Below are 20,173 nucleotides of genomic sequence, written 5' to 3' on the forward strand. Positions count from 1 at the left end.
ACAAAATAATATAAAAAATACCACCATTAAGTTGACTTTTAGCTCTCATCTCTCCAGAATGCCGCCGTTTGCCAGAAATTCGTCGGTAAGCAGATTTGCATTGATTTACGTCATCATTGTGAATTAATATGCAAATAAAGTGAGTGAATATTCTCTGGAGGGTGTTTTGATTAAGTCAGCGCTATTGGTTCTGGAAGACGGAACCCAGTTTCACGGTCGGGCCATAGGGGCAACAGGTTCGGCGGTTGGGGAAGTCGTTTTCAATACTTCAATGACCGGTTATCAAGAAATCCTCACTGATCCTTCCTATTCTCGTCAAATCGTTACTCTTACTTATCCCCATATTGGCAATGTCGGCACTAATGACGCCGATGAAGAATCTTCTCAGGTACATGCCCAAGGTCTGGTGATTCGCGACCTGCCGCTGATTGCCAGCAACTTCCGTAATACCGAAGACCTCTCTTCTTACCTGAAACGCCATAACATTGTGGCGATTGCTGATATCGATACCCGTAAGCTGACGCGTTTGCTGCGTGAGAAAGGCGCACAGAATGGCTGCATTATCGCGGGCGACAACCCGGATGCGGCGCTGGCGTTAGAAAAAGCCCGCGCGTTCCCAGGTCTGAACGGCATGGATCTGGCAAAAGAAGTGACCACCGCAGAAGCCTATAGCTGGACACAAGGGAGCTGGACGTTGACCGGCGGCCTGCCAGAAGCGAAGAAAGAAGACGAGTTGCCGTTCCACGTCGTGGCTTATGATTTCGGCGCCAAACGCAACATCCTGCGCATGCTGGTTGACCGCGGCTGCCGCCTGACCATCGTTCCGGCGCAAACATCTGCCGAAGATGTACTGAAAATGAATCCAGACGGTATCTTCCTCTCCAACGGTCCTGGCGACCCGGCACCGTGTGATTACGCTATTACTGCCATCCAGAAATTCCTCGAAACCGACATCCCGGTATTCGGCATCTGCCTCGGCCATCAGTTGCTGGCGCTGGCGAGCGGTGCGAAGACTGTCAAAATGAAATTTGGACACCACGGCGGCAACCATCCGGTTAAAGATGTTGAAAAAAACGTGGTGATGATCACCGCCCAGAACCACGGTTTTGCGGTGGATGAAGCAACATTACCTGCAAGCCTGCGTGTTACGCATAAATCCCTGTTCGACGGTACGTTACAGGGCATTCATCGCACCGATAAACCGGCATTCAGCTTCCAGGGCCACCCTGAAGCCAGTCCGGGTCCACACGACGCCGCGCCGTTGTTCGACCACTTTATCGCGTTAATTGAGCAGTACCGTAAAACCGCTAAGTAATCAGGAGTAAAAGAGCCATGCCAAAACGTACAGATATAAAAAGTATCCTGATTCTGGGTGCGGGCCCGATTGTTATCGGTCAGGCGTGTGAGTTTGACTACTCTGGCGCGCAAGCATGTAAAGCCCTGCGCGAAGAGGGTTACCGCGTCATTCTGGTGAACTCCAACCCAGCGACCATCATGACCGACCCGGAAATGGCTGATGCGACCTACATCGAGCCGATTCACTGGGAAGTGGTACGCAAGATTATTGAAAAAGAGCGTCCGGACGCGGTGTTGCCAACGATGGGCGGTCAGACAGCGCTGAACTGTGCGCTGGAGCTGGAGCGTCAGGGCGTGCTGGAGGAGTTCGGCGTCACCATGATTGGTGCTACCGCCGATGCGATTGATAAAGCAGAAGACCGCCGCCGTTTCGACGTAGCGATGAAGAAAATTGGTCTGGAAACCGCGCGTTCCGGTATCGCACACACCATGGAAGAAGCGCTGGCAGTTGCCGCTGAAGTGGGCTTCCCGTGCATTATTCGTCCATCCTTTACTATGGGTGGTAGCGGTGGCGGTATCGCTTATAACCGCGAAGAGTTTGAAGAAATTTGCGCCCGCGGTCTGGATCTCTCTCCGACCAAAGAGCTGCTGATTGATGAGTCGCTGATCGGCTGGAAAGAGTACGAGATGGAAGTGGTGCGTGATAAAAACGACAACTGCATCATCGTCTGCTCTATCGAAAACTTCGATGCGATGGGCATCCACACCGGTGACTCCATCACTGTCGCGCCAGCCCAAACGCTGACCGACAAAGAATATCAAATCATGCGTAACGCCTCGATGGCGGTACTGCGTGAAATCGGCGTTGAAACCGGTGGTTCCAACGTCCAGTTTGCGGTGAACCCGAAAAATGGTCGCCTGATTGTTATCGAAATGAACCCGCGAGTGTCCCGTTCTTCGGCGCTGGCGTCGAAAGCCACCGGTTTCCCGATTGCCAAAGTGGCGGCGAAACTGGCGGTTGGTTACACCCTCGACGAACTGATGAACGACATCACTGGCGGGCGTACTCCGGCCTCCTTCGAGCCGTCCATCGACTACGTGGTCACCAAAATTCCTCGCTTCAACTTCGAGAAATTCGCCGGTGCTAACGACCGTCTGACCACTCAGATGAAATCGGTTGGCGAAGTGATGGCGATTGGTCGCACGCAGCAGGAATCCCTGCAAAAAGCGCTGCGCGGCCTGGAAGTGGGCGCAACTGGCTTCGACCCGAAAGTCAGCCTGGACGACCCGGAAGCGCTGACCAAAATCCGCCGCGAACTGAAAGACGCAGGCGCAGAGCGTATCTGGTACATCGCCGATGCTTTCCGTGCGGGCCTGTCTGTAGACGGCGTCTTCAATCTGACCAACATTGACCGCTGGTTCCTGGTGCAGATAGAAGAACTGGTGCGTCTGGAAGAGAAAGTCGCAGAAGTGGGCATCACCGGCCTGAACGCTGACTTCCTGCGCCAGCTGAAACGCAAAGGTTTTGCCGACGCGCGTCTGGCTAAACTGGCGGGCGTGCGCGAAGCGGAAATCCGCAAGCTACGCGACCAGTATGACCTGCACCCGGTCTACAAACGTGTGGATACCTGTGCGGCAGAATTTGCCACCGACACCGCGTATATGTACTCCACCTATGAAGAAGAGTGCGAATCCAACCCATCTGACCGTGACAAAATCATGGTGCTCGGCGGCGGCCCGAACCGTATCGGTCAGGGTATTGAATTCGACTACTGCTGTGTACACGCCTCGCTGGCGCTACGTGAAGACGGTTACGAAACCATCATGGTTAACTGTAACCCGGAAACCGTCTCCACTGACTACGACACTTCCGATCGCCTCTACTTTGAGCCGGTAACCCTGGAAGATGTGCTGGAAATCGTGCGTATTGAGAAGCCGAAAGGCGTTATCGTCCAGTACGGCGGCCAGACCCCGCTGAAACTGGCGCGCGCACTGGAAGCCGCTGGCGTACCGGTTATCGGCACCAGCCCGGATGCTATCGACCGTGCGGAAGACCGTGAACGCTTCCAGCATGCGGTTGACCGTCTGAAACTGAAACAACCGGCGAACGCCACCGTTACCGCTATTGAAATGGCGGTTGAGAAGGCAAAAGAGATTGGTTACCCGCTGGTGGTGCGTCCGTCTTACGTTCTCGGCGGTCGGGCGATGGAAATCGTCTATGACGAAGCTGACCTGCGTCGCTACTTCCAGACGGCGGTGAGCGTGTCTAACGATGCACCAGTATTGCTGGACCACTTCCTCGATGACGCGGTAGAAGTGGATGTGGACGCCATCTGCGACGGTGAAATGGTGCTGATTGGCGGCATCATGGAGCATATCGAGCAGGCGGGCGTGCACTCCGGTGACTCTGCATGTTCTCTGCCAGCCTACACTTTAAGTCAGGAAATTCAGGATGTGATGCGCCAACAGGTGCAGAAACTGGCCTTCGAATTGCAGGTGCGCGGTCTGATGAACGTGCAGTTTGCGGTGAAAAACAACGAAGTCTACCTGATTGAAGTTAACCCGCGTGCGGCGCGTACCGTTCCGTTCGTCTCTAAAGCCACCGGCGTACCGCTGGCGAAAGTGGCAGCGCGTGTGATGGCTGGCAAATCGCTGGCTGAGCAGGGCGTAACTAAAGAAGTTATCCCGCCATATTACTCGGTGAAAGAAGTGGTGCTGCCGTTCAACAAATTCCCCGGCGTTGACCCGCTGTTAGGGCCAGAAATGCGCTCTACCGGGGAAGTGATGGGCGTGGGCCGCACCTTCGCTGAAGCGTTTGCCAAAGCGCAGCTGGGCAGTAACTCCACGATGAAGAAACACGGTCGTGCGTTGCTCTCCGTGCGTGAAGGCGATAAAGAACGCGTGGTTGACCTGGCGGCAAAACTGCTGAAACAGGGCTTCGAGCTGGATGCGACCCACGGCACAGCGATTGTGCTGGGCGAAGCAGGTATTAACCCGCGTCTGGTGAACAAGGTGCATGAAGGTCGTCCGCACATTCAGGACCGTATCAAGAATGGCGAATATACCTACATCATCAACACCACCTCAGGCCGTCGTGCGATTGAGGACTCCCGCGTGATTCGTCGCAGTGCGCTGCAATATAAAGTGCACTATGACACCACCCTGAACGGTGGTTTCGCTACCGCGATGGCGCTGAATGCCGATGCGACTGAAAAAGTAATTTCGGTGCAGGAAATGCACGCGCAGATCAAATAATAGCGTGTCATGGCGGATATTTTTCATCCGCTAATTTGATCGAATAACTAATACGGTTCTCTGATGAGGACCGTTTTTTTTGCCCATTAAGTAAATCTTTTGGGGAATCGATATTTTTTGATGACATAAGCAGGATTTAGCTCACACTTATCGACGGTGAAGTTGCATACTATCGATATATCCACAATTTTAATATGGCCTTGTTTAATTGCTTCAAAACGAGTCATAGCCAGACTTTTAATTTGTGAAACTGGAGTTCGTATGTGTGAAGGATATGTTGAAAAACCACTCTACTTGTTAATCGCCGAATGGATGATGGCTGAAAATCGGTGGGTGATAGCAAGAGAGATCTCTATTCATTTCGATATTGAACACAGCAAGGCGGTTAATACCCTGACTTATATTCTGTCGGAAGTCACAGAAATAAGCTGCGAAGTTAAGATGATCCCTAATAAGCTGGAAGGGCGGGGATGCCAGTGCCAGCGGCTGGTTAAAGTGGTCGATATCGATGAGCAAATTTACGCGCGCCTGCGCAATAACAGTCGGGAAAAAGTCGTCGGTGTCAGAAAGACGCCGCGTATTCCTGCCGTTCCACTCACGGAACTTAACCGCGAGCAGAAGTGGCAAATGATGTTGTCGAAGAGTATGCGTCGTTAATTTAATTTCGTTGATACCGTGCGGTCTGGTTGCCGGATGCGATGCTGGCATCTTATCCGGCCTACGGTTGCTCTCCAGTCAGGTCGGATAAGGTGTTTACGACGCATCCGACGATGTCACTGCTTTGGCGCCACATCCGTCGTCCCCTGCAAACGGGGACGATTTTCCTCCATTTGTCTCAACGGCTGCGTTTCATGTAACGCTACATGGCAGCGGCCGACAAGATCCTGATACTCTTTGGTATTCAACTGCTTCCAGTGTAACTCGTCGTCACTAACACTGCGTACAGCGCGGGCAGGCGTACCCATCAACAACTGGCGTTTCTCGCCGCTAAAGCCTGCTTTGACAAAGCTCATGGCGGCAACAATGCTCTCTTCGCCAATGACCGCGCCATCCATAATCACGCTGTTCATCCCGACCAATGCATCGCGACCAATCACACAACCATGTAGGATTGCTCCGTGCCCGATATGGCCGTTTTCCCCAACGATGGTGTCAGTGTCGCAGTAGCCATGCATAATGCAACCATCCTGAATATTGGCTCCCGCTTGCACGATCAACCGCCCGTAGTCACCACGCAGTGAGGCGAGTGGGCCGATGTAGACACCGGCTCCCACAATCACATCGCCAATCAAGACCGCACTGGGATGGACAAACGCCGTCGGGTGAACCACTGGAATTAACCCCTCAAAGGCGTAATAACTCACGGTTGTTAACGTCCTTTCCACACCGGATCGCGCTTTTCGGCAAACGCCAGCGGCCCTTCAATGGCATCTTCCGAATGCAGAACCGATGGATAGTGTTTCAACACGCCGCTGCGAATATAGCGATACGCTTCTTCTACCGGCATTTCGCTGGTGGTGCGGTAGATCTCTTTCAGCGCCGCAATCGCCAGCGGGGCGCTGTCAACCAGTTGTTGCGCCAGTTCGCGGGCGTTATCCATCAGTTCCGCCTGGCTAACCACGCGGTTGACTACCCCCCAACGCAGCGCCTCTTCTGCGCTCATTCTTCTGCCGGTCATCACCATTTCATTGACGATAGCAGGCGGCAGGATCTTCGGCAGACGCAGCACACCGCCGCTGTCAGGAACGATGCCCAGTTTGGCTTCCGGCAGGGCGAAGCTGGCGTTATCGGCACAGACAATAAAATCTGCCGCCAGTGCCAGTGCAAAGCCGCCGCCAAAGGCGTAGCCGTTCACAGCTGCGATAACCGGTTTGTCGAGATTGAAAATTTCGGTTAATCCCGCAAAACCACCCGGGCCAAAGTCAGCATCAGGTGCTTCGCCTTCTGCTGCCGCCTTTAAATCCCAGCCTGCGGAAAAGAATTTCTCTCCGGCACCGGTAATAATGGCGACACGTAATTGCGGATCGTCACGGAAATTTAGAAATACTTCGCCCATTTCAAAGCTGGTTTTTGCATCAATAGCATTCGCTTTTGGGCGATCAAGGGTAATTTCCAGAATTGATCCATTGCGGGTCAGATGTAATGATTCACTCATTCCTTTTCTCCATTTTTGCTTTTTCAGGGACGACAACATCCCTGCAAAAAATGCATATTGTTTTAGAACGTGATTATTAGTGTGCAGGGTAGTTCCCTGCCGTTTCATTTATTTCAGATTCTTTCTAATTATTTTCCCCGAGCAATTACGTGGCAGATCTTTTCTGATCTCCAGATAAGAGGGCACTTTAAATTTCGCCATATTCTGTTCGCAGAAGTTGAAGAATTCCTCTTCGCTCAATGTTTCACCTTCATTCAGCACCACAAACGCTTTGATGGCTTCATCGCGAATCGAATCTTTAATACCAACAACCACGATGTCCTGAATTTTCGGGTGCGCGGCGATAATATTTTCCAACTCCACGCAGGAGACATTCTCGCCACCGCGTTTAATCATATTGCAGCGGCGATCGACGAAATAAAAAAAGCCCTCTTCGTCGCGGTATCCGGTATCGCCAGTGTGCAGCCAGCCATCGGCTTCCAGGACTCTGGCAGTGGCTTGCGGGTTAAGAAAATATTCTTTGAAGATGGTTTTCCCTGGTACGCCTTTAATGCAGATTTCACCGATTTCACCAGCCGGGAGCGGACGATTGTGATCGTCGCGGATCTCCGCTTCGTAGCAAAATCCTGCACGGCCAATTGACGGCCAGCGTCGTTTATCGCCGGGGCGATCGCCGATAATGCCAACAATGGTTTCCGTCATCCCATAAGACGTCAGCAAGCGGACGCCAAAGCGTTCACAAAATGCGTCTTTTTCCTGCTCAGACAGGTTGAGATAAAACATCACTTCTCGCAGATGGTGTTGCCGATCGTTCATAGAAGGCGGCTGCACCATCAAGGTACGGATCATCATCGGAATGCATTCGGTAACGGTGGCGCGGTACTTCTGCACCTGTCCCCAGAAGGCGCGGGCGCTGTATTTCTCGACAAGCACAAAGGTGGCCCCGGCAGAAAACGCCGCCATCGCCGCAGTACACTGGCAGTCAATATGAAACGCAGGCATTACCGTCAGGTAGACGTCATCGTCACGCAGTGCACATTGCCAGGCGGAGTAATATCCGGCGAAGCGCAGGTTGTAATGGGTAATCACCACCCCTTTCGGCCGGGAAGTGGTACCGGAGGTAAAGAGAATTTCCGCCGTATCGTCAGTCGATAGCGGCGGTGCATAGCACAAGGTGGCAGGTTGTTGATTTTTCAGTTGAGTAAACGAACTCACGCCATCATCAGCGGGAAGCTCCACATCTGTCAGGCAAATGTGCCGCAGTTGCGTGGCATCTTCCTGCTGAATCTGTTGATACATGGGATAGAACTGCGCACTGGTCACCAGCAGGCACGCCTGGCTATTTTGCAGGATCCACGCGCTTTCTTCGCGCAACAGGCGGGCGTTAATCGGCACCATAATTGCGCCAATTTTTACCAGCCCGAACCAGCAAAAGATAAATTCCGGGCAGTTGTCGAGATGTAGAGCAACCTTGTCGCCTTTGCGAATCCCCAGCGTATAAAACAGGTTTGCCGTGCGGTTAATTTCCTGATTTAACTCAAGATAACTGTACCGGTTAACGACTCCGCCGCTGGATTCACAAATCAACGCCGTTTTATGACCGTAAATGTCAGCCAGATCGTCCCACATTTGACGTAGATGTTGTCCGCCAATGATATCCATTGCACCTCTATCCATTTTTGTTCGTTTGTTATTGGGCGGGCGCTAGTCAGGCAAGCCGACTGACGCCACGCGTTTAGTCCTCAACTTTGGCCAGACCTTTGCTGACCAACTCCTGAATGTCGTTTTCGCTGTAGCCGATATTTTTCAAAATGGCGGCTGTGTCCATGCCATGTGATGGCATTCCGCGCCAGATTTGACCGGGGTTATTTTTGAATTTCGGCATCACATTCGGCCCTTTGCAGGTGCGACCATCCATTGTTTGCCACTGGGTGATCGATTCACGGGCCACATACTGTGGATTACTTTCCAGTTCCGGTACGGTCAGCACTTTGGCGCAGGCGATATTCAGTTCGGCAAAGCGTTCTTTTACTTCTGCGATGGTATGTGTCGCCAGCCAGGCATCGAGTTTCTCTTCTACCAGTGGGCCGTAAGGGCATTCGATACGGTGGATAAGCTGAGTGCCTTCCGGGATTTCCGGCGTACCGAGCAGATGTGCGAGGCCAATATCTTTAAAGCACTCTTCAATTTGGGTAATGCCCACCAGTTCCATCACGATGTAGCCGTCGGCGCATTTGTACAGACCGCAACCGGCATAGTAGGGATCTTTACCTTTGGTCATGCGCGGGCACATTTCGCCGCCGTTGAAGTAATCCATCATGAAGTACTGGCCCATACGCAGCATCACTTCGTACATGGCGATATCAATACTTTCACCTTTACCGGTTTCACGCACTTTATGCAGTGCTGCCAGCGCCGCCGTGGTTGCGGTCAGGCCAGAAAAATAATCAGCGGTATACGGGAAGGCAGGCATTGGCTGGTCAACATCACCGTTCTGAATCAGGTAACCACTGAAGGCCTGGGCGATGGTGTTATAGGCCGGAAGATTGGTGTACTCCTCGGTGCCATACTGACCAAAACCGGACAGGTGAGCGATAACCAGTTTCGGGTTGTGCTGCCACAGGACTTCATCGGTAATGCCACGACGGGCAAAGGCCGGACCTTTACTCGCTTCGATGAAGATATCGGTGGTTTCCATTAATTTCAGAAACGCTTCGCGGCCTTCATCTTTGAAAATATTTAACGACAGCGCGTGCAAATTACGGCGGGAGAGCTGCGGGTAGTTCGGTTGAACGCGAATGGTGTCGGCCCAGGCGACGTTTTCGATCCAGATAACTTCCGCCCCCCATTCTGCGAACATTTGCCCGGCGAACGGTCCGGCGATTTCGATACCGGAGAAGACAACGCGCAATCCGGCCAGCGGCCCGAATTTCGGCATGGGTAGATGATCCATTATTAGCTCCTGAAAAATTTATGTAGCGCATGACTGCCGGATGCGGCGTAAACGCTTTATCCGGCCGACATTCGTGCTCCCGTAGGCCTGATAAGACGCGTCAGCGTCGCATCAGGCAGCGCACGGACTTAGCGATATTGCTTCAGCACCGCGCGACCCAGCGTCAGGATCTGCATTTCGTCAGATCCTCCGGAAACGCGGTCTACACGCAGGTCACGCCAGAAGCGGCTGATGCGGTGGTTGCCCGCAATCCCAACACCGCCCAGCACCTGCATTGCGCTATCCACCACTTCAAATGCCGCATTGGCGCAGAAGTATTTGCACATCGCTGCATCGCCAGAGGTGATGGTGCCGTTGTCTGCTTTCCACGCTGCTTCATACAGCATGTTTTTCATGGAGTTTAATTTGATCGCCATGTGGGCGAATTTTTCCTGAATCAACTGGAAACGACCAATAGCCTCGCCAAACTGTACGCGCTGGTTGGCGTAGCGCGCCGCATCTTCAAAGGCGCACATCGCCGTACCGTAGTTGGTGAGAGCTACCAGGAAACGTTCATGATCGAACTCTTCTTTGACGCGGTTAAAGCCGTTACCTTCCCGACCGAACATGTCTTTCTCGTCCAGTTCCACATCGTCAAAGGTGATTTCACAGCAGCTATCCATACGCAGACCGAGCTTCTCAAGTTTGGTCACTTTGATGCCCGGTTTGCTCATATCAACAAACCATTCGGTGTAGACAGGTTTGTCCGGAGAAGCCCCGTCACGCGCCATCACCACGATGTACGGGGTGTAGGCGCTGCTGGTAATAAAACACTTACTACCATTAAGATAAATCTTACCATTTCTACGGGTATAAGTCGTTTTCAGGCTACCCACGTCAGAGCCAGCCCCTGGTTCGGTAATCGCTGAGTTCCACATCTGCTTACCAGTACCACGAAACGCCATAATCTTGTCGATCTGCTCTTGTGTGCCTTCGCGCAGGAAGGTGTTGAATCCACCCGGCAACTGATACAGCACGTAGGTTGGTGCCCCCAAACGACCCAATTCCATCCACACGGCGGCGAGGGTGACAAAACCTGCGTCCAGCCCGCCGTGCTCTTCCGGGATAAGCAGGCTGTCGATACCCATATCTGCCAGTGCTTTGACAAAACGTTCCGGGTAGACGCTGTCACGGTCGCACTCGGCAAAATAGGCCTCCCAGTTTTCGCTGGCCATCAGTTCGCGGATACCGGCGACAAACAGTTCCTGCTCATCATTTAAATTAAAATCCATCTTTCAACCTCTTGATATTTTGTGGGTTAATTAATCTTTCCAGTTCTGTTTCGCGTCTTTAATAAAGGAGAGCGTCACCATAATGTTGACGAAGAACAGCGGGCATCCTCCGGCAATAATGGCGGTTTGAATCGGTTTCAGGCCGCCGAGCGCCAGCAGAACGATACCGATAATGCCGACCAGAATTGACCAGCCGATACGCACCAGCAGCGGTGGTTCTTCACCATCGCGTACTTCGCGGCAAGTGGACATCGCCAGGGTATAAGAGCAGGCGTTAACCAGCGTAACGGTGGCAATAAAGCAGAGGATGAAGAAGCCCCACATGGTGGCGGTGCTGAGTGGCAGAGCGGCCCAGGTTTCGATGATGGCGCGCGCGACACCATACTGTTCGATCAGATTTGGAATGTTGATGATGTTTTTATCCATCAACAGCAGAGTGTTACTGCCGAGTACAGTCCACAGGATCCAGGTGGATGCTGTCAGCCCCATCACCATACCGAAGCACAGTTCACGCACGGTACGACCACGGGAGATGCGGGCGAGGAAGATACTCATCTGGATAGCGTAAATCACCCACCATGCCCAGTAGAACACGGTCCAGCCCTGCGGGAAGCCGCCTTTAGCGATGGGATCGGTATAGAACAACATGCGCGGCAGATACATCAGCAACATCCCCACCGAATCGGTGAAGTAGTTCATGATGAAGCTGGCACCGCTGACAATGAACACCCAACCCAGCATCAGGAAGCTCAGGTAACTACGCACGTCACTGGCGATACGTACCCCTTTTTGCAGACCGCAGGCGACGCAAATGGCGTTGAGGATAATCCAGCAGGTAATGATGATAGCGTCCAGTTGCAGGGTATGCGGAATGCCAAACAACCATTGCATACACTCGGTCACCAGCGGCGTGGCAAGGCCCAGACTGGTACCCATCGCGAAAATCAAGGCGACGAGATAGAAGTTGTCGACGATGGTACCGAACAACCCTTTGGCGTGTTTTTCACCCACCAGCGGCACCAGGGTGGAGCTGGGGCGAATCACTTCCATTTTGCGGACAAAGAAGAAGTAAGCGAAGGCGACAGAAAGGAAGCTATAAGTGGCCCACGGCAGAGGTCCCCAGTGGAACAAGCTGTAAGCCAGCCCCAACTCTTTCGCCCCTGTCGAGTTCGGTTCTAAGCCAAACGGCGGGGTGGAGATGTAGTAGTAGATCTCAATCGATCCCCAGAATAGTACGGCAGCAGACGTACAGGAGGCGAACATCATAAAGATCCAACTGGCGGTACTAAATTCAGGTGGTTCGTTACCTAAACGCTTTTTGGCATACGGGCCAAACACCAGCCAGAACCAACCGAAAAGCATCACCACCATATACCATTCAAATGCCCATCCCCATACATTGGTGACGTAACTGAATACAGCATTAATAACGACATTCGCCGCATCCAGATCTCTAACTGTAAGCCAACAAAGTATGCCGACGATTATTAACGGCGGAAAGAAAACCTTCGGTTCTATTCCCGTTTTTCTCTTTTCATTCTTCATGAGTTAATTCCACTGTGAAAACGAATATTTATTTTGCGTTCCCGTTTGTTTTATTTTTGTTAACATTTAATATAATTATTATTAACCTCGTGGACGCGTTAATGGCTAACTCATAATGGGTATTCAATTGGCTGCGTTCTGTGATGTTAGTCACAGTTTTTTATCAGGTAAAAACAGGGCGTCTTTGTGTAAATATTCATTGTTTATCAATGTGATAAGTTTGATTGTGAGTAAAAAAATAGCATCTGACTTTCAATATTGGTGATCCATAAAGCAATATTGAAAATTTCTTTTTGCTACGCCATGTTTTCAATATTGGTGAGGGACTTAACAATATTGAAAGTTGGATTTATCTGCGTGTGACATTTTCAATATTGGTGATTAAAGTTTTATTTCCAAATTAAAGGGCGTGATATCTGTAATTAACACCACCGATATGAACGACGTTTCCTTCATGATTTCTGGAGATGCAATGAAGATTATTACTTGCTATAAGTGCGTGCCTGATGAACAGGATATTGCGGTCAATAATGCTGATGGTTCGTTAGACTTCAGTAAAGCCGATGCCAAAATAAGCCAATACGATCTCAACGCTATTGAAGCGGCTTGCCAGCTAAAGCAACAGGCAGCAGAGGCGCAGGTGACGGCCCTAAGTGTGGGCGGTAAAGCCCTGACTAACGCCAAAGGGCGTAAAGATGTGCTATCGCGCGGCCCGGATGAACTGATTGTGGTGATTGATGACCAGTTCGAGCAGGCACTGCCGCAACAAACGGCGACCGCACTGGCTGCTGCCGCCCAGAAAGCAGGCTTTGATTTGATCCTTTGTGGCGATGGTTCTTCCGACCTTTATGCCCAGCAGGTTGGTCTGCTGGTGGGCGAAATCCTCAATATTCCGGCAGTTAACGGCGTCAGCAAAATTATCTCCCTGACGGCAGATACCCTCACCGTTGAGCGCGAACTGGAAGATGAAACAGAAACCTTAAGCATTCCGCTGCCTGCGGTTGTTGCTGTTTCCACTGATATCAATTCCCCACAAATTCCTTCGATGAAAGCCATTCTCGGCGCGGCGAAAAAGCCAGTCCAGGTATGGTCGGCGGCGGATATTGGCTTTAACGCCGTGGAAGCCTGGTCTGAACAACAGGTTGCCGCACCGAAACAGCGCGAGCGTCAGCGCATCGTGATTGAAGGTGACGGCGAAGAACAGATCGCCGCATTTGCTGAAAATCTTCGCAAAGTCATTTAATTACAGGGGATGCTATGAACACGTTTTCTCAAGTCTGGGTATTCAGCGATACCCCTTCTCGTCTGCCGGAACTGATGAACGGTGCGCAGGCTTTAGCTAATCAAATCAACACCTTTGTCCTCAATGATGCCGACGGCGCACTGGCAATCCAGCTTGGTGCTAATCATGTCTGGACATTAAGCGGCAAACCGGACGATCGGATGATCGAAGATTACGCCGGTGTCATGGCTGACACTATTCGCCAGCACGGCGCAGACGGTCTGGTGCTGTTGCCGAATAGCCGTCGCGGCAAATTACTGGCGGCAAAACTGGGTTATCGCCTTAAAGCGGCGGTTTCGAACGATGCCAGCGCAGTTAGCGTGCAGGACGGTAAAGCGACAGTGAAACACATGGTTTACGGCGGTCTGGCGATTGGCGAAGAACGCATTGCCACGCCGTATGCGGTACTGACCATCAGCAGCGGCACGTTTGATGCGGCTCAGCCAGACGCGTCACGTACTGGCGAAACACACACCGTGGCGTGGCAGGCTCCGGCGGTGGCGATTACCCGCACGGCAACGCAGGCGCGCCAGAGCAACAGCGTCGATCTGGATAAAGCCCGTCTGGTGGTCAGCGTCGGCCGCGGCATTGGCAGCAAAGAGAACATTGCGCTGGCAGAACAGCTTTGCAAGGCGATAGGTGCGGAGCTGGCCTGTTCTCGTCCGGTGGCAGAAAACGAAAAATGGATGGAGCACGAACGCTATGTCGGTATCTCCAACCTGATGCTGAAACCTGAATTGTACCTGGCGGTGGGGATCTCCGGGCAGATCCAGCACATGGTTGGCGCTAACGCGTCGCAAACTATTTTCGCCATCAACAAAGATAAAAATGCGCCGATCTTCCAGTTCGCGGATTACGGCATTGTTGGTGACGCCGTGAAGATCCTTCCGGCGCTGACCGCCGCTTTAGCGCGTTGATCCACTCTGGCAGGGCTGCATTTCGGCCCTGCCGCTGACAGGGAGCTCTTATGTCCGAAGATATCTTTGACGCCATCATCGTCGGTGCAGGGCTTGCCGGTTCGGTTGCCGCACTGGTGCTCGCCCGCGAAGGGGCGCAAGTGTTAGTTATCGAGCGTGGCAATTCCGCAGGTGCCAAGAACGTCACCGGCGGGCGTCTCTATGCCCACAGTCTGGAACACATTATTCCTGGTTTCGCCGAATCCGCCCCCGTAGAACGCCTGATCACCCATGAAAAACTCGCGTTTATGACGGAAAAGTCAGCGATGACTATGGACTACTGCAATGGCGACGAAACCTCGCCATCCCAGCGTTCTTACTCCGTTTTGCGCAGTAAATTTGATGCCTGGCTGATGGAGCAGGCCGAAGAGGCGGGCGCGCAGTTAATTACCGGGATTCGTGTCGATAACCTCGTACAGCGCGATGGCAAAGTTGTCGGCGTAGAAGCCGATGGCGATGTGATTGAAGCGAAAACGGTGATCCTTGCTGACGGGGTGAATTCCATCCTTGCCGAAAAGCTGGGGATGGCAAAACGCGTCAAACCGACGGATGTGGCGGTTGGCGTGAAGGAACTGATCGAGTTACCGAAGTCGGTTATCGAAGACCGTTTTCAGTTGCAGGGTAATCAGGGGGCGGCTTGCCTGTTTGCGGGATCACCTACTGATGGCCTGATGGGCGGCGGCTTCCTTTATACCAATGAAAATACCCTGTCGCTGGGGCTGGTTTGCGGTCTGCATCATCTGCATGACGCAAAAAAATCGGTACCGCAAATGCTGGAAGATTTCAAACAGCATCCGGCCGTTGCACCGCTGATCGCGGGTGGCAAGCTGGTGGAATATTCCGCTCACGTAGTGCCGGAAGCAGGCATCAACATGTTGCCGGAGCTGGTCGGTGACGGCGTGTTGATTGCCGGTGATGCTGCCGGAATGTGTATGAACCTCGGTTTTACTATTCGCGGTATGGATCTGGCGATTGCCGCCGGGGAAGCTGCTGCAAAAACCGTGCTTTCAGCGATGAAAAGCGACGATTTTAGTAAGCAAAAACTGGCGGAATATCGTCAGCATCTTGAGAGTGGCCCGCTGCGCGATATGCGTATGTACCAGAAACTACCGGCGTTCCTTGATAACCCACGCATGTTTAGCGGCTACCCGGAACTGGCGGTGGGTGTGGCGCGTGACCTGTTCACCATTGACGGCAGCGCGCCGGAACTGATGCGCAAGAAAATCCTCCGCCACGGCAAGAAAGTGGGCTTCATCAATCTGATCAAGGATGGCATGAAAGGAGTGACCGTTTTATGACTTCTCCCGTCAATGTGGACGTCAAACTGGGCGTCAATAAATTCAATGTCGATGAAGAGCATCCGCACATTGTTGTAAAGGCCGATGCGGATAAACAGGCGCTGGAGCTGCTGGTGAAAGCGTGCCCCGCAGGTCTGTATAAGAAGCAGGATGACGGCAGCGTGCGTTTCGATTACGCCGGATGTCTGGAGTGTGGCACCTGCCGAATTCTGGGGCTGGGGTCGGCGCTGGAACAGTGGGAATACCCGCGCGGCACCTTTGGTGTGGAGTTTCGTTACGGCTGATGTTGGTTTGATACGTAACGCCGTACTGACTCTCATTGCAAAAAAAACAGGAATAACCCATGCAACCGTCCAGAAACTTTGACGATCTTAAATTCTCTTCTATTCACCGCCGCATTTTGCTGTGGGGAAGCGGTGGTCCGTTTCTGGATGGTTATGTACTGGTAATGATTGGCGTGGCGCTGGAGCAACTGACTCCGGCGCTGAAACTGGACGCTGACTGGATTGGCTTGCTGGGCGCGGGAACGCTCGCCGGGCTGTTCGTTGGCACATCGCTGTTTGGCTATATCTCCGATAAAGTCGGACGGCGCAAAATGTTCCTCATTGATATCATCGCCATCGGCGTGATATCGGTGGCGACGATGTTTGTCTCATCCCCCGTCGAACTGTTAGTGATGCGGGTACTCATCGGCATTGTCATCGGTGCGGATTATCCCATCGCGACTTCGATGATCACTGAGTTCTCCAGTACCCGTCAGCGGGCGTTTTCCATCAGCTTTATCGCCGCGATGTGGTATGTCGGCGCGACCTGCGCCGATTTGGTCGGCTATTGGCTTTATGATGTGGAAGGCGGCTGGCGCTGGATGCTGGGTAGCGCAGCGATTCCCTGTTTGTTGATTTTGATTGGTCGATTCGAACTGCCTGAATCTCCCCGCTGGTTGTTACGCAAAGGGCGAGTAAAAGAGTGCGAAGAGATGATGATCAAACTGTTTGGCGAACCGGTGGCTTTCGACGAAGAGCCGCCGCAGCAAACCCGTTTTCGCGATCTGTTTAATCGCCGCCATTTTCCTTTTGTTCTGTTTGTTGCCGCCATCTGGACCTGCCAGGTGATCCCAATGTTCGCTATTTACACCTTTGGCCCGCAAATCGTTGGTCTGCTGGGATTGGGGGTTGGCAAAAACGCGGCACTGGGGAACGTGGTGATTAGCCTGTTCTTTATGCTCGGCTGTATTCCGCCGATGCTGTGGCTAAACACTGCCGGACGGCGTCCGTTGTTGATTGGCAGCTTTGCCATGATGACGCTGGCGTTGGCGGTTTTGGGGCTGATCCCGGATATGGGGATCTGGCTGGTAGTGATGGCCTTTGCGGTGTATGCCTTTTTCTCTGGCGGGCCGGGTAATTTGCAGTGGCTCTATCCTAATGAACTCTTCCCGACGGATATCCGCGCCTCTGCTGTGGGCGTTATTATGTCCTTAAGCCGTATTGGCACCATTGTTTCAACTTGGGCGCTGCCGATCTTTATCAATAATTACGGCATCAGTAACACGATGCTGATGGGAGCAGGTATCTCGCTGTTTGGTTTGTTGATTTCCATTGCGTTTGCGCCAGAGACACGGGGGATGTCGCTGGCCCAGACCAGCAATATGACGATTCGCAGGCAACGAATGGGGTAATTTATTCAGATTTCTGCCTTTTTTGAATCAATATTATTGACTATTAGCTGCGTGAATATGTGACTACACTTTGTGGGAAAACAAAGGCGTAAACACGCGAGTTAACTATGATCCTCATAATTTATGCGCATCCGTATCCGCATCATTCTCATGCGAATAAACGGATGCTTGAACACGCAAGGACGCTGGAAGGCGTCGAAGTTCGCTCTCTTTATCAACTCTATCCTGACTTCAATATCGATATTGCTGCCGAGCAGGAGGCGTTGTCTCGCGCCGACCTGATCGTCTGGCAGCACCCGATGCAGTGGTACAGCATTCCACCGCTCCTCAAACTTTGGATCGATAAAGTTTTCTCGCACGGCTGGGCTTACGGTCACGGCGGCACGGCACTGCATGGTAAACATTTGCTGTGGGCGGTGACGACCGGCGGCGGGGAAAGTCATTTTGAGATTGGCGCGCATCCGGGCTTTGATGTGCTGTCGCAGCCGCTACAGGCGACGGCAATCTACTGCGGGCTGAACTGGCTGCCACCGTTTGCCATGCACTGTACCTTTATTTGTGACGACGAAACCCTCGAAGGGCAGGCGCGTCATTATAAGCAACGTCTGCTGGAATGGCAGGAGGCACATCATGGATAGCCATACGCTGATTCAGGCGCTGATTTATCTCGGTTCGGCGGCGCTGATTGTACCCATTGCGGTACGTCTTGGTCTGGGATCGGTACTTGGCTACCTGATCGCCGGCTGCATTATTGGCCCGTGGGGGCTGCGACTGGTGACCGATGCCGAATCTATTCTGCACTTTGCCGAGATCGGCGTGGTGCTGATGCTGTTTATTATCGGCCTCGAACTCGATCCACAAAGGCTGTGGAAGCTGCGTGCGGCGGTGTTCGGCGGCGGCGCATTGCAGATGGTGATATGCGGCGGCCTGCTGGGGCTGTTTTGTATGTTACTTGGGCTGCGCTGGCAGGTAGCGGAACTGATCGGCATGACGCTGGCGCTCTCATCAACGGCGATTGCCATGCAGGCGATGAATGAACGCAACCTGATGGTGACACAAATGGGCCGTAGTGCCTTTGCGGTGCTGCTGTTCCAGGATATCGCCGCGATCCCGCTGGTGGCGATGATCCCGCTACTGGCGGCGAGCAGTGCCTCGACGACGATGGGCGCATTTGCTCTCTCGGCGTTAAAAGTGGCGGGTGCACTGGTGCTGGTGGTACTGCTGGGGCGCTATGTCACGCGTCCGGCGCTGCGTTTTGTTGCCCGCTCTGGCTTGCGGGAAGTGTTTAGTGCCGTAGCGTTATTCCTCGTGTTTGGCTTTGGTTTGCTGCTGGAAGAGGTCGGCTTGTCGATGGCGATGGGCGCGTTTCTGGCGGGCGTACTGCTGGCAAGCTCGGAATACCGCCATGCGTTGGAAAGCGATATCGAGCCATTTAAAGGTTTGCTGTTGGGGCTGTTTTTCATCGGTGTTGGCATGTCGATAGACTTTGGCACGCTGATTGAAAACCCATTGCGCATTGTCATTTTGCTGCTTGGTTTCCTCATCATCAAAATCGCCATGCTGTGGCTGATTACCCGACCGTTGCAGGTGCCAAATAAACAGCGTCGCTGGTTTGCGGTGTTATTAGGACAGGGCAGTGAGTTTGCCTTTGTAGTATTTGGTGCGGCGCAGATGGCGAATGTGCTGGAGCCGGAGTGGGCGAAGTCGCTGACCCTGGCGGTGGCGCTGTCGATGGCGGCAACGCCGATTCTGCTGGTGATCCTCAATCGCCTTGAGCAATCTTCTACCGAACAAGCGCGTGAAGCCGATGAGATTGATGAAGAACAGCCGCGGGTGATCATTGCTGGATTCGGTCGTTATGGACAGATTACCGGACGTTTACTGCTCTCCAGCGGGGTGAAAATGGTCATGATCCTGACCATATCGAAACCTTGCGCAAATTTGGCATGAAAGTGTTTTACGGCGATGCCACGCGGATGGATTTACTGGAATCTGCCGGAGCGGCGAAAGCAGAAGTGCTGATTAACGCCATTGACGATCCACAAACCAACCTGCAACTGACGGAGATGGTGAAAGAACATTTCCCGCATCTGCAGATTATTGCCCGCGCCCGTGATGTCGATCACTACATTCGTTTGCGTCAGGCAGGCGTTGAAAAGCCGGAGCGTGAAACCTTTGAAGGTGCGCTGAAAACCGGGCGTCTGGCGCTGGAAAGTTTAGGTCTGGGACCGTATGAAGCACGGGAGCGCGCCGATGTTTTTCGCCGTTTTAATATTCAGATGGTGGAAGAGATGGCAATGGTTGAGAACGACACCAAAGCCCGTGCGGCGGTCTATAAACGTACCAGCGCGATGTTAAGTGAGATCATTACTGAGGACCGCGAACATCTGTCATTAATTCAACGACATGGCTGGCAGGGAACCGAAGAAGGGAAACATACCGGCAACATGGCGGATGAACCGGAAACGAAACCCTCATCCTAATAAA

General features: G+C 52.7%; 15 protein-coding genes and 1 pseudogene. 10 read left to right on the forward strand and 6 right to left on the reverse strand.

The genetic code is table 11. The annotated features are described in order from the left end of the window. Window positions 1-166 precede the first annotated feature (166 nt). The 3 genes from carA (at window position 167) to caiF (ending at window position 5,208) form a co-directional block, all read left to right on the forward strand. On the forward strand, window positions 167-1,315 hold the full coding sequence (carA, locus tag QUE34_RS00180; protein WP_032183184.1) for a glutamine-hydrolyzing carbamoyl-phosphate synthase small subunit: 1,149 nt from the start codon (window positions 167-169) through the stop codon (window positions 1,313-1,315). 17 nt (window positions 1,316-1,332) lie between these two features. After that, window positions 1,333-4,551 carry a carbamoyl-phosphate synthase large subunit gene (carB, locus tag QUE34_RS00185; protein WP_001126398.1) on the forward strand — a complete coding sequence of 1,073 codons (3,219 nt, stop codon included), beginning with the start codon at window positions 1,333-1,335 and terminating at the stop codon, window positions 4,549-4,551. A gap of 261 nt (window positions 4,552-4,812) precedes the next feature. Then, entirely contained in the window at window positions 4,813-5,208 is a 396-nt protein-coding gene (gene caiF, locus QUE34_RS00190) for a carnitine metabolism transcriptional regulator CaiF (protein ID WP_032302348.1), read from the forward strand. Between the two features lie 116 nt (window positions 5,209-5,324). Here caiF and caiE read toward each other — a convergent pair whose 3' ends face one another. The 6 genes from caiE to caiT form a co-directional block, all read right to left on the reverse strand. After that, window positions 5,325-5,915 carry a carnitine operon protein CaiE gene (gene caiE / locus QUE34_RS00195; RefSeq protein ID WP_032302350.1) on the reverse strand — a complete coding sequence of 197 codons (591 nt, stop codon included), beginning with the start codon at window positions 5,913-5,915 and terminating at the stop codon, window positions 5,325-5,327. Between the two features lie 5 nt (window positions 5,916-5,920). Then, complete coding sequence (gene caiD, locus QUE34_RS00200) at window positions 5,921-6,706, reverse strand: crotonobetainyl-CoA hydratase (protein ID WP_103253545.1); 786 nt, start codon at window positions 6,704-6,706, stop codon at window positions 5,921-5,923. Window positions 6,707-6,814: 108 nt separating this feature from the next. After that, complete coding sequence (caiC, locus tag QUE34_RS00205; protein ID WP_103253546.1) at window positions 6,815-8,368, reverse strand: crotonobetaine/carnitine-CoA ligase; 1,554 nt, start codon at window positions 8,366-8,368, stop codon at window positions 6,815-6,817. Between the two features lie 73 nt (window positions 8,369-8,441). Next, the gene (gene caiB, locus QUE34_RS00210) at window positions 8,442-9,659 is read right to left on the reverse strand and encodes an L-carnitine CoA-transferase (RefSeq protein ID WP_032302352.1); all 1,218 of its coding nucleotides are present in this window, start codon (window positions 9,657-9,659) and stop codon (window positions 8,442-8,444) included. Between the two features lie 128 nt (window positions 9,660-9,787). Beyond that, the gene (gene caiA / locus QUE34_RS00215; protein ID WP_000347117.1) at window positions 9,788-10,930 is read right to left on the reverse strand and encodes a crotonobetainyl-CoA dehydrogenase; all 1,143 of its coding nucleotides are present in this window, start codon (window positions 10,928-10,930) and stop codon (window positions 9,788-9,790) included. Between the two features lie 30 nt (window positions 10,931-10,960). After that, window positions 10,961-12,475 carry an L-carnitine/gamma-butyrobetaine antiporter gene (caiT, locus tag QUE34_RS00220; RefSeq protein WP_000787111.1) on the reverse strand — a complete coding sequence of 505 codons (1,515 nt, stop codon included), beginning with the start codon at window positions 12,473-12,475 and terminating at the stop codon, window positions 10,961-10,963. 472 nt (window positions 12,476-12,947) lie between these two features. On the opposite strand from caiT, the gene QUE34_RS00225 reads away from it, so the two are divergent. The 7 genes and pseudogenes from QUE34_RS00225 to kefC all read left to right on the forward strand — a co-directional run bounded on the left by QUE34_RS00225 (window position 12,948) and on the right by kefC (window position 20,169). Further along, on the forward strand, window positions 12,948-13,718 hold the full coding sequence (locus QUE34_RS00225; RefSeq protein ID WP_000692221.1) for an electron transfer flavoprotein FixA: 771 nt from the start codon (window positions 12,948-12,950) through the stop codon (window positions 13,716-13,718). 14 nt (window positions 13,719-13,732) lie between these two features. Beyond that, a complete protein-coding gene (locus tag QUE34_RS00230; RefSeq protein WP_103253547.1) occupies window positions 13,733-14,674 on the forward strand; it encodes an electron transfer flavoprotein subunit alpha/FixB family protein in 942 nt (313 codons plus the stop codon). A gap of 50 nt (window positions 14,675-14,724) precedes the next feature. Beyond that, window positions 14,725-16,011 carry an FAD-dependent oxidoreductase gene (locus QUE34_RS00235; protein WP_001287739.1) on the forward strand — a complete coding sequence of 429 codons (1,287 nt, stop codon included), beginning with the start codon at window positions 14,725-14,727 and terminating at the stop codon, window positions 16,009-16,011. After that, window positions 16,008-16,295 carry a ferredoxin-like protein FixX gene (gene fixX / locus QUE34_RS00240; RefSeq protein ID WP_000203741.1) on the forward strand — a complete coding sequence of 96 codons (288 nt, stop codon included), beginning with the start codon at window positions 16,008-16,010 and terminating at the stop codon, window positions 16,293-16,295. The genes QUE34_RS00235 and fixX overlap by 4 nt, the downstream gene beginning before the upstream one ends. Before the next feature lie 59 nt (window positions 16,296-16,354). Further along, a complete protein-coding gene (locus tag QUE34_RS00245) occupies window positions 16,355-17,686 on the forward strand; it encodes an MFS transporter (RefSeq protein WP_032302356.1) in 1,332 nt (443 codons plus the stop codon). 107 nt (window positions 17,687-17,793) lie between these two features. After that, window positions 17,794-18,324, forward strand: a complete 531-nt coding sequence (kefF, locus tag QUE34_RS00250) for a glutathione-regulated potassium-efflux system oxidoreductase KefF (RefSeq protein WP_032183187.1) — start codon at window positions 17,794-17,796, stop codon at window positions 18,322-18,324. Then, window positions 18,317-20,169, forward strand: a pseudogene (gene kefC, locus QUE34_RS00255) (glutathione-regulated potassium-efflux system protein KefC). Before kefF ends, kefC begins: the two are co-directional and overlap by 8 nt. The last annotated feature ends 4 nt before the right edge of the window (window positions 20,170-20,173 follow it).

It is taken from the genome of Escherichia sp. KS167_9B, assembly GCF_030295215.1.
Lineage (GTDB): Bacteria > Pseudomonadota > Gammaproteobacteria > Enterobacterales > Enterobacteriaceae > Escherichia > Escherichia coli_F.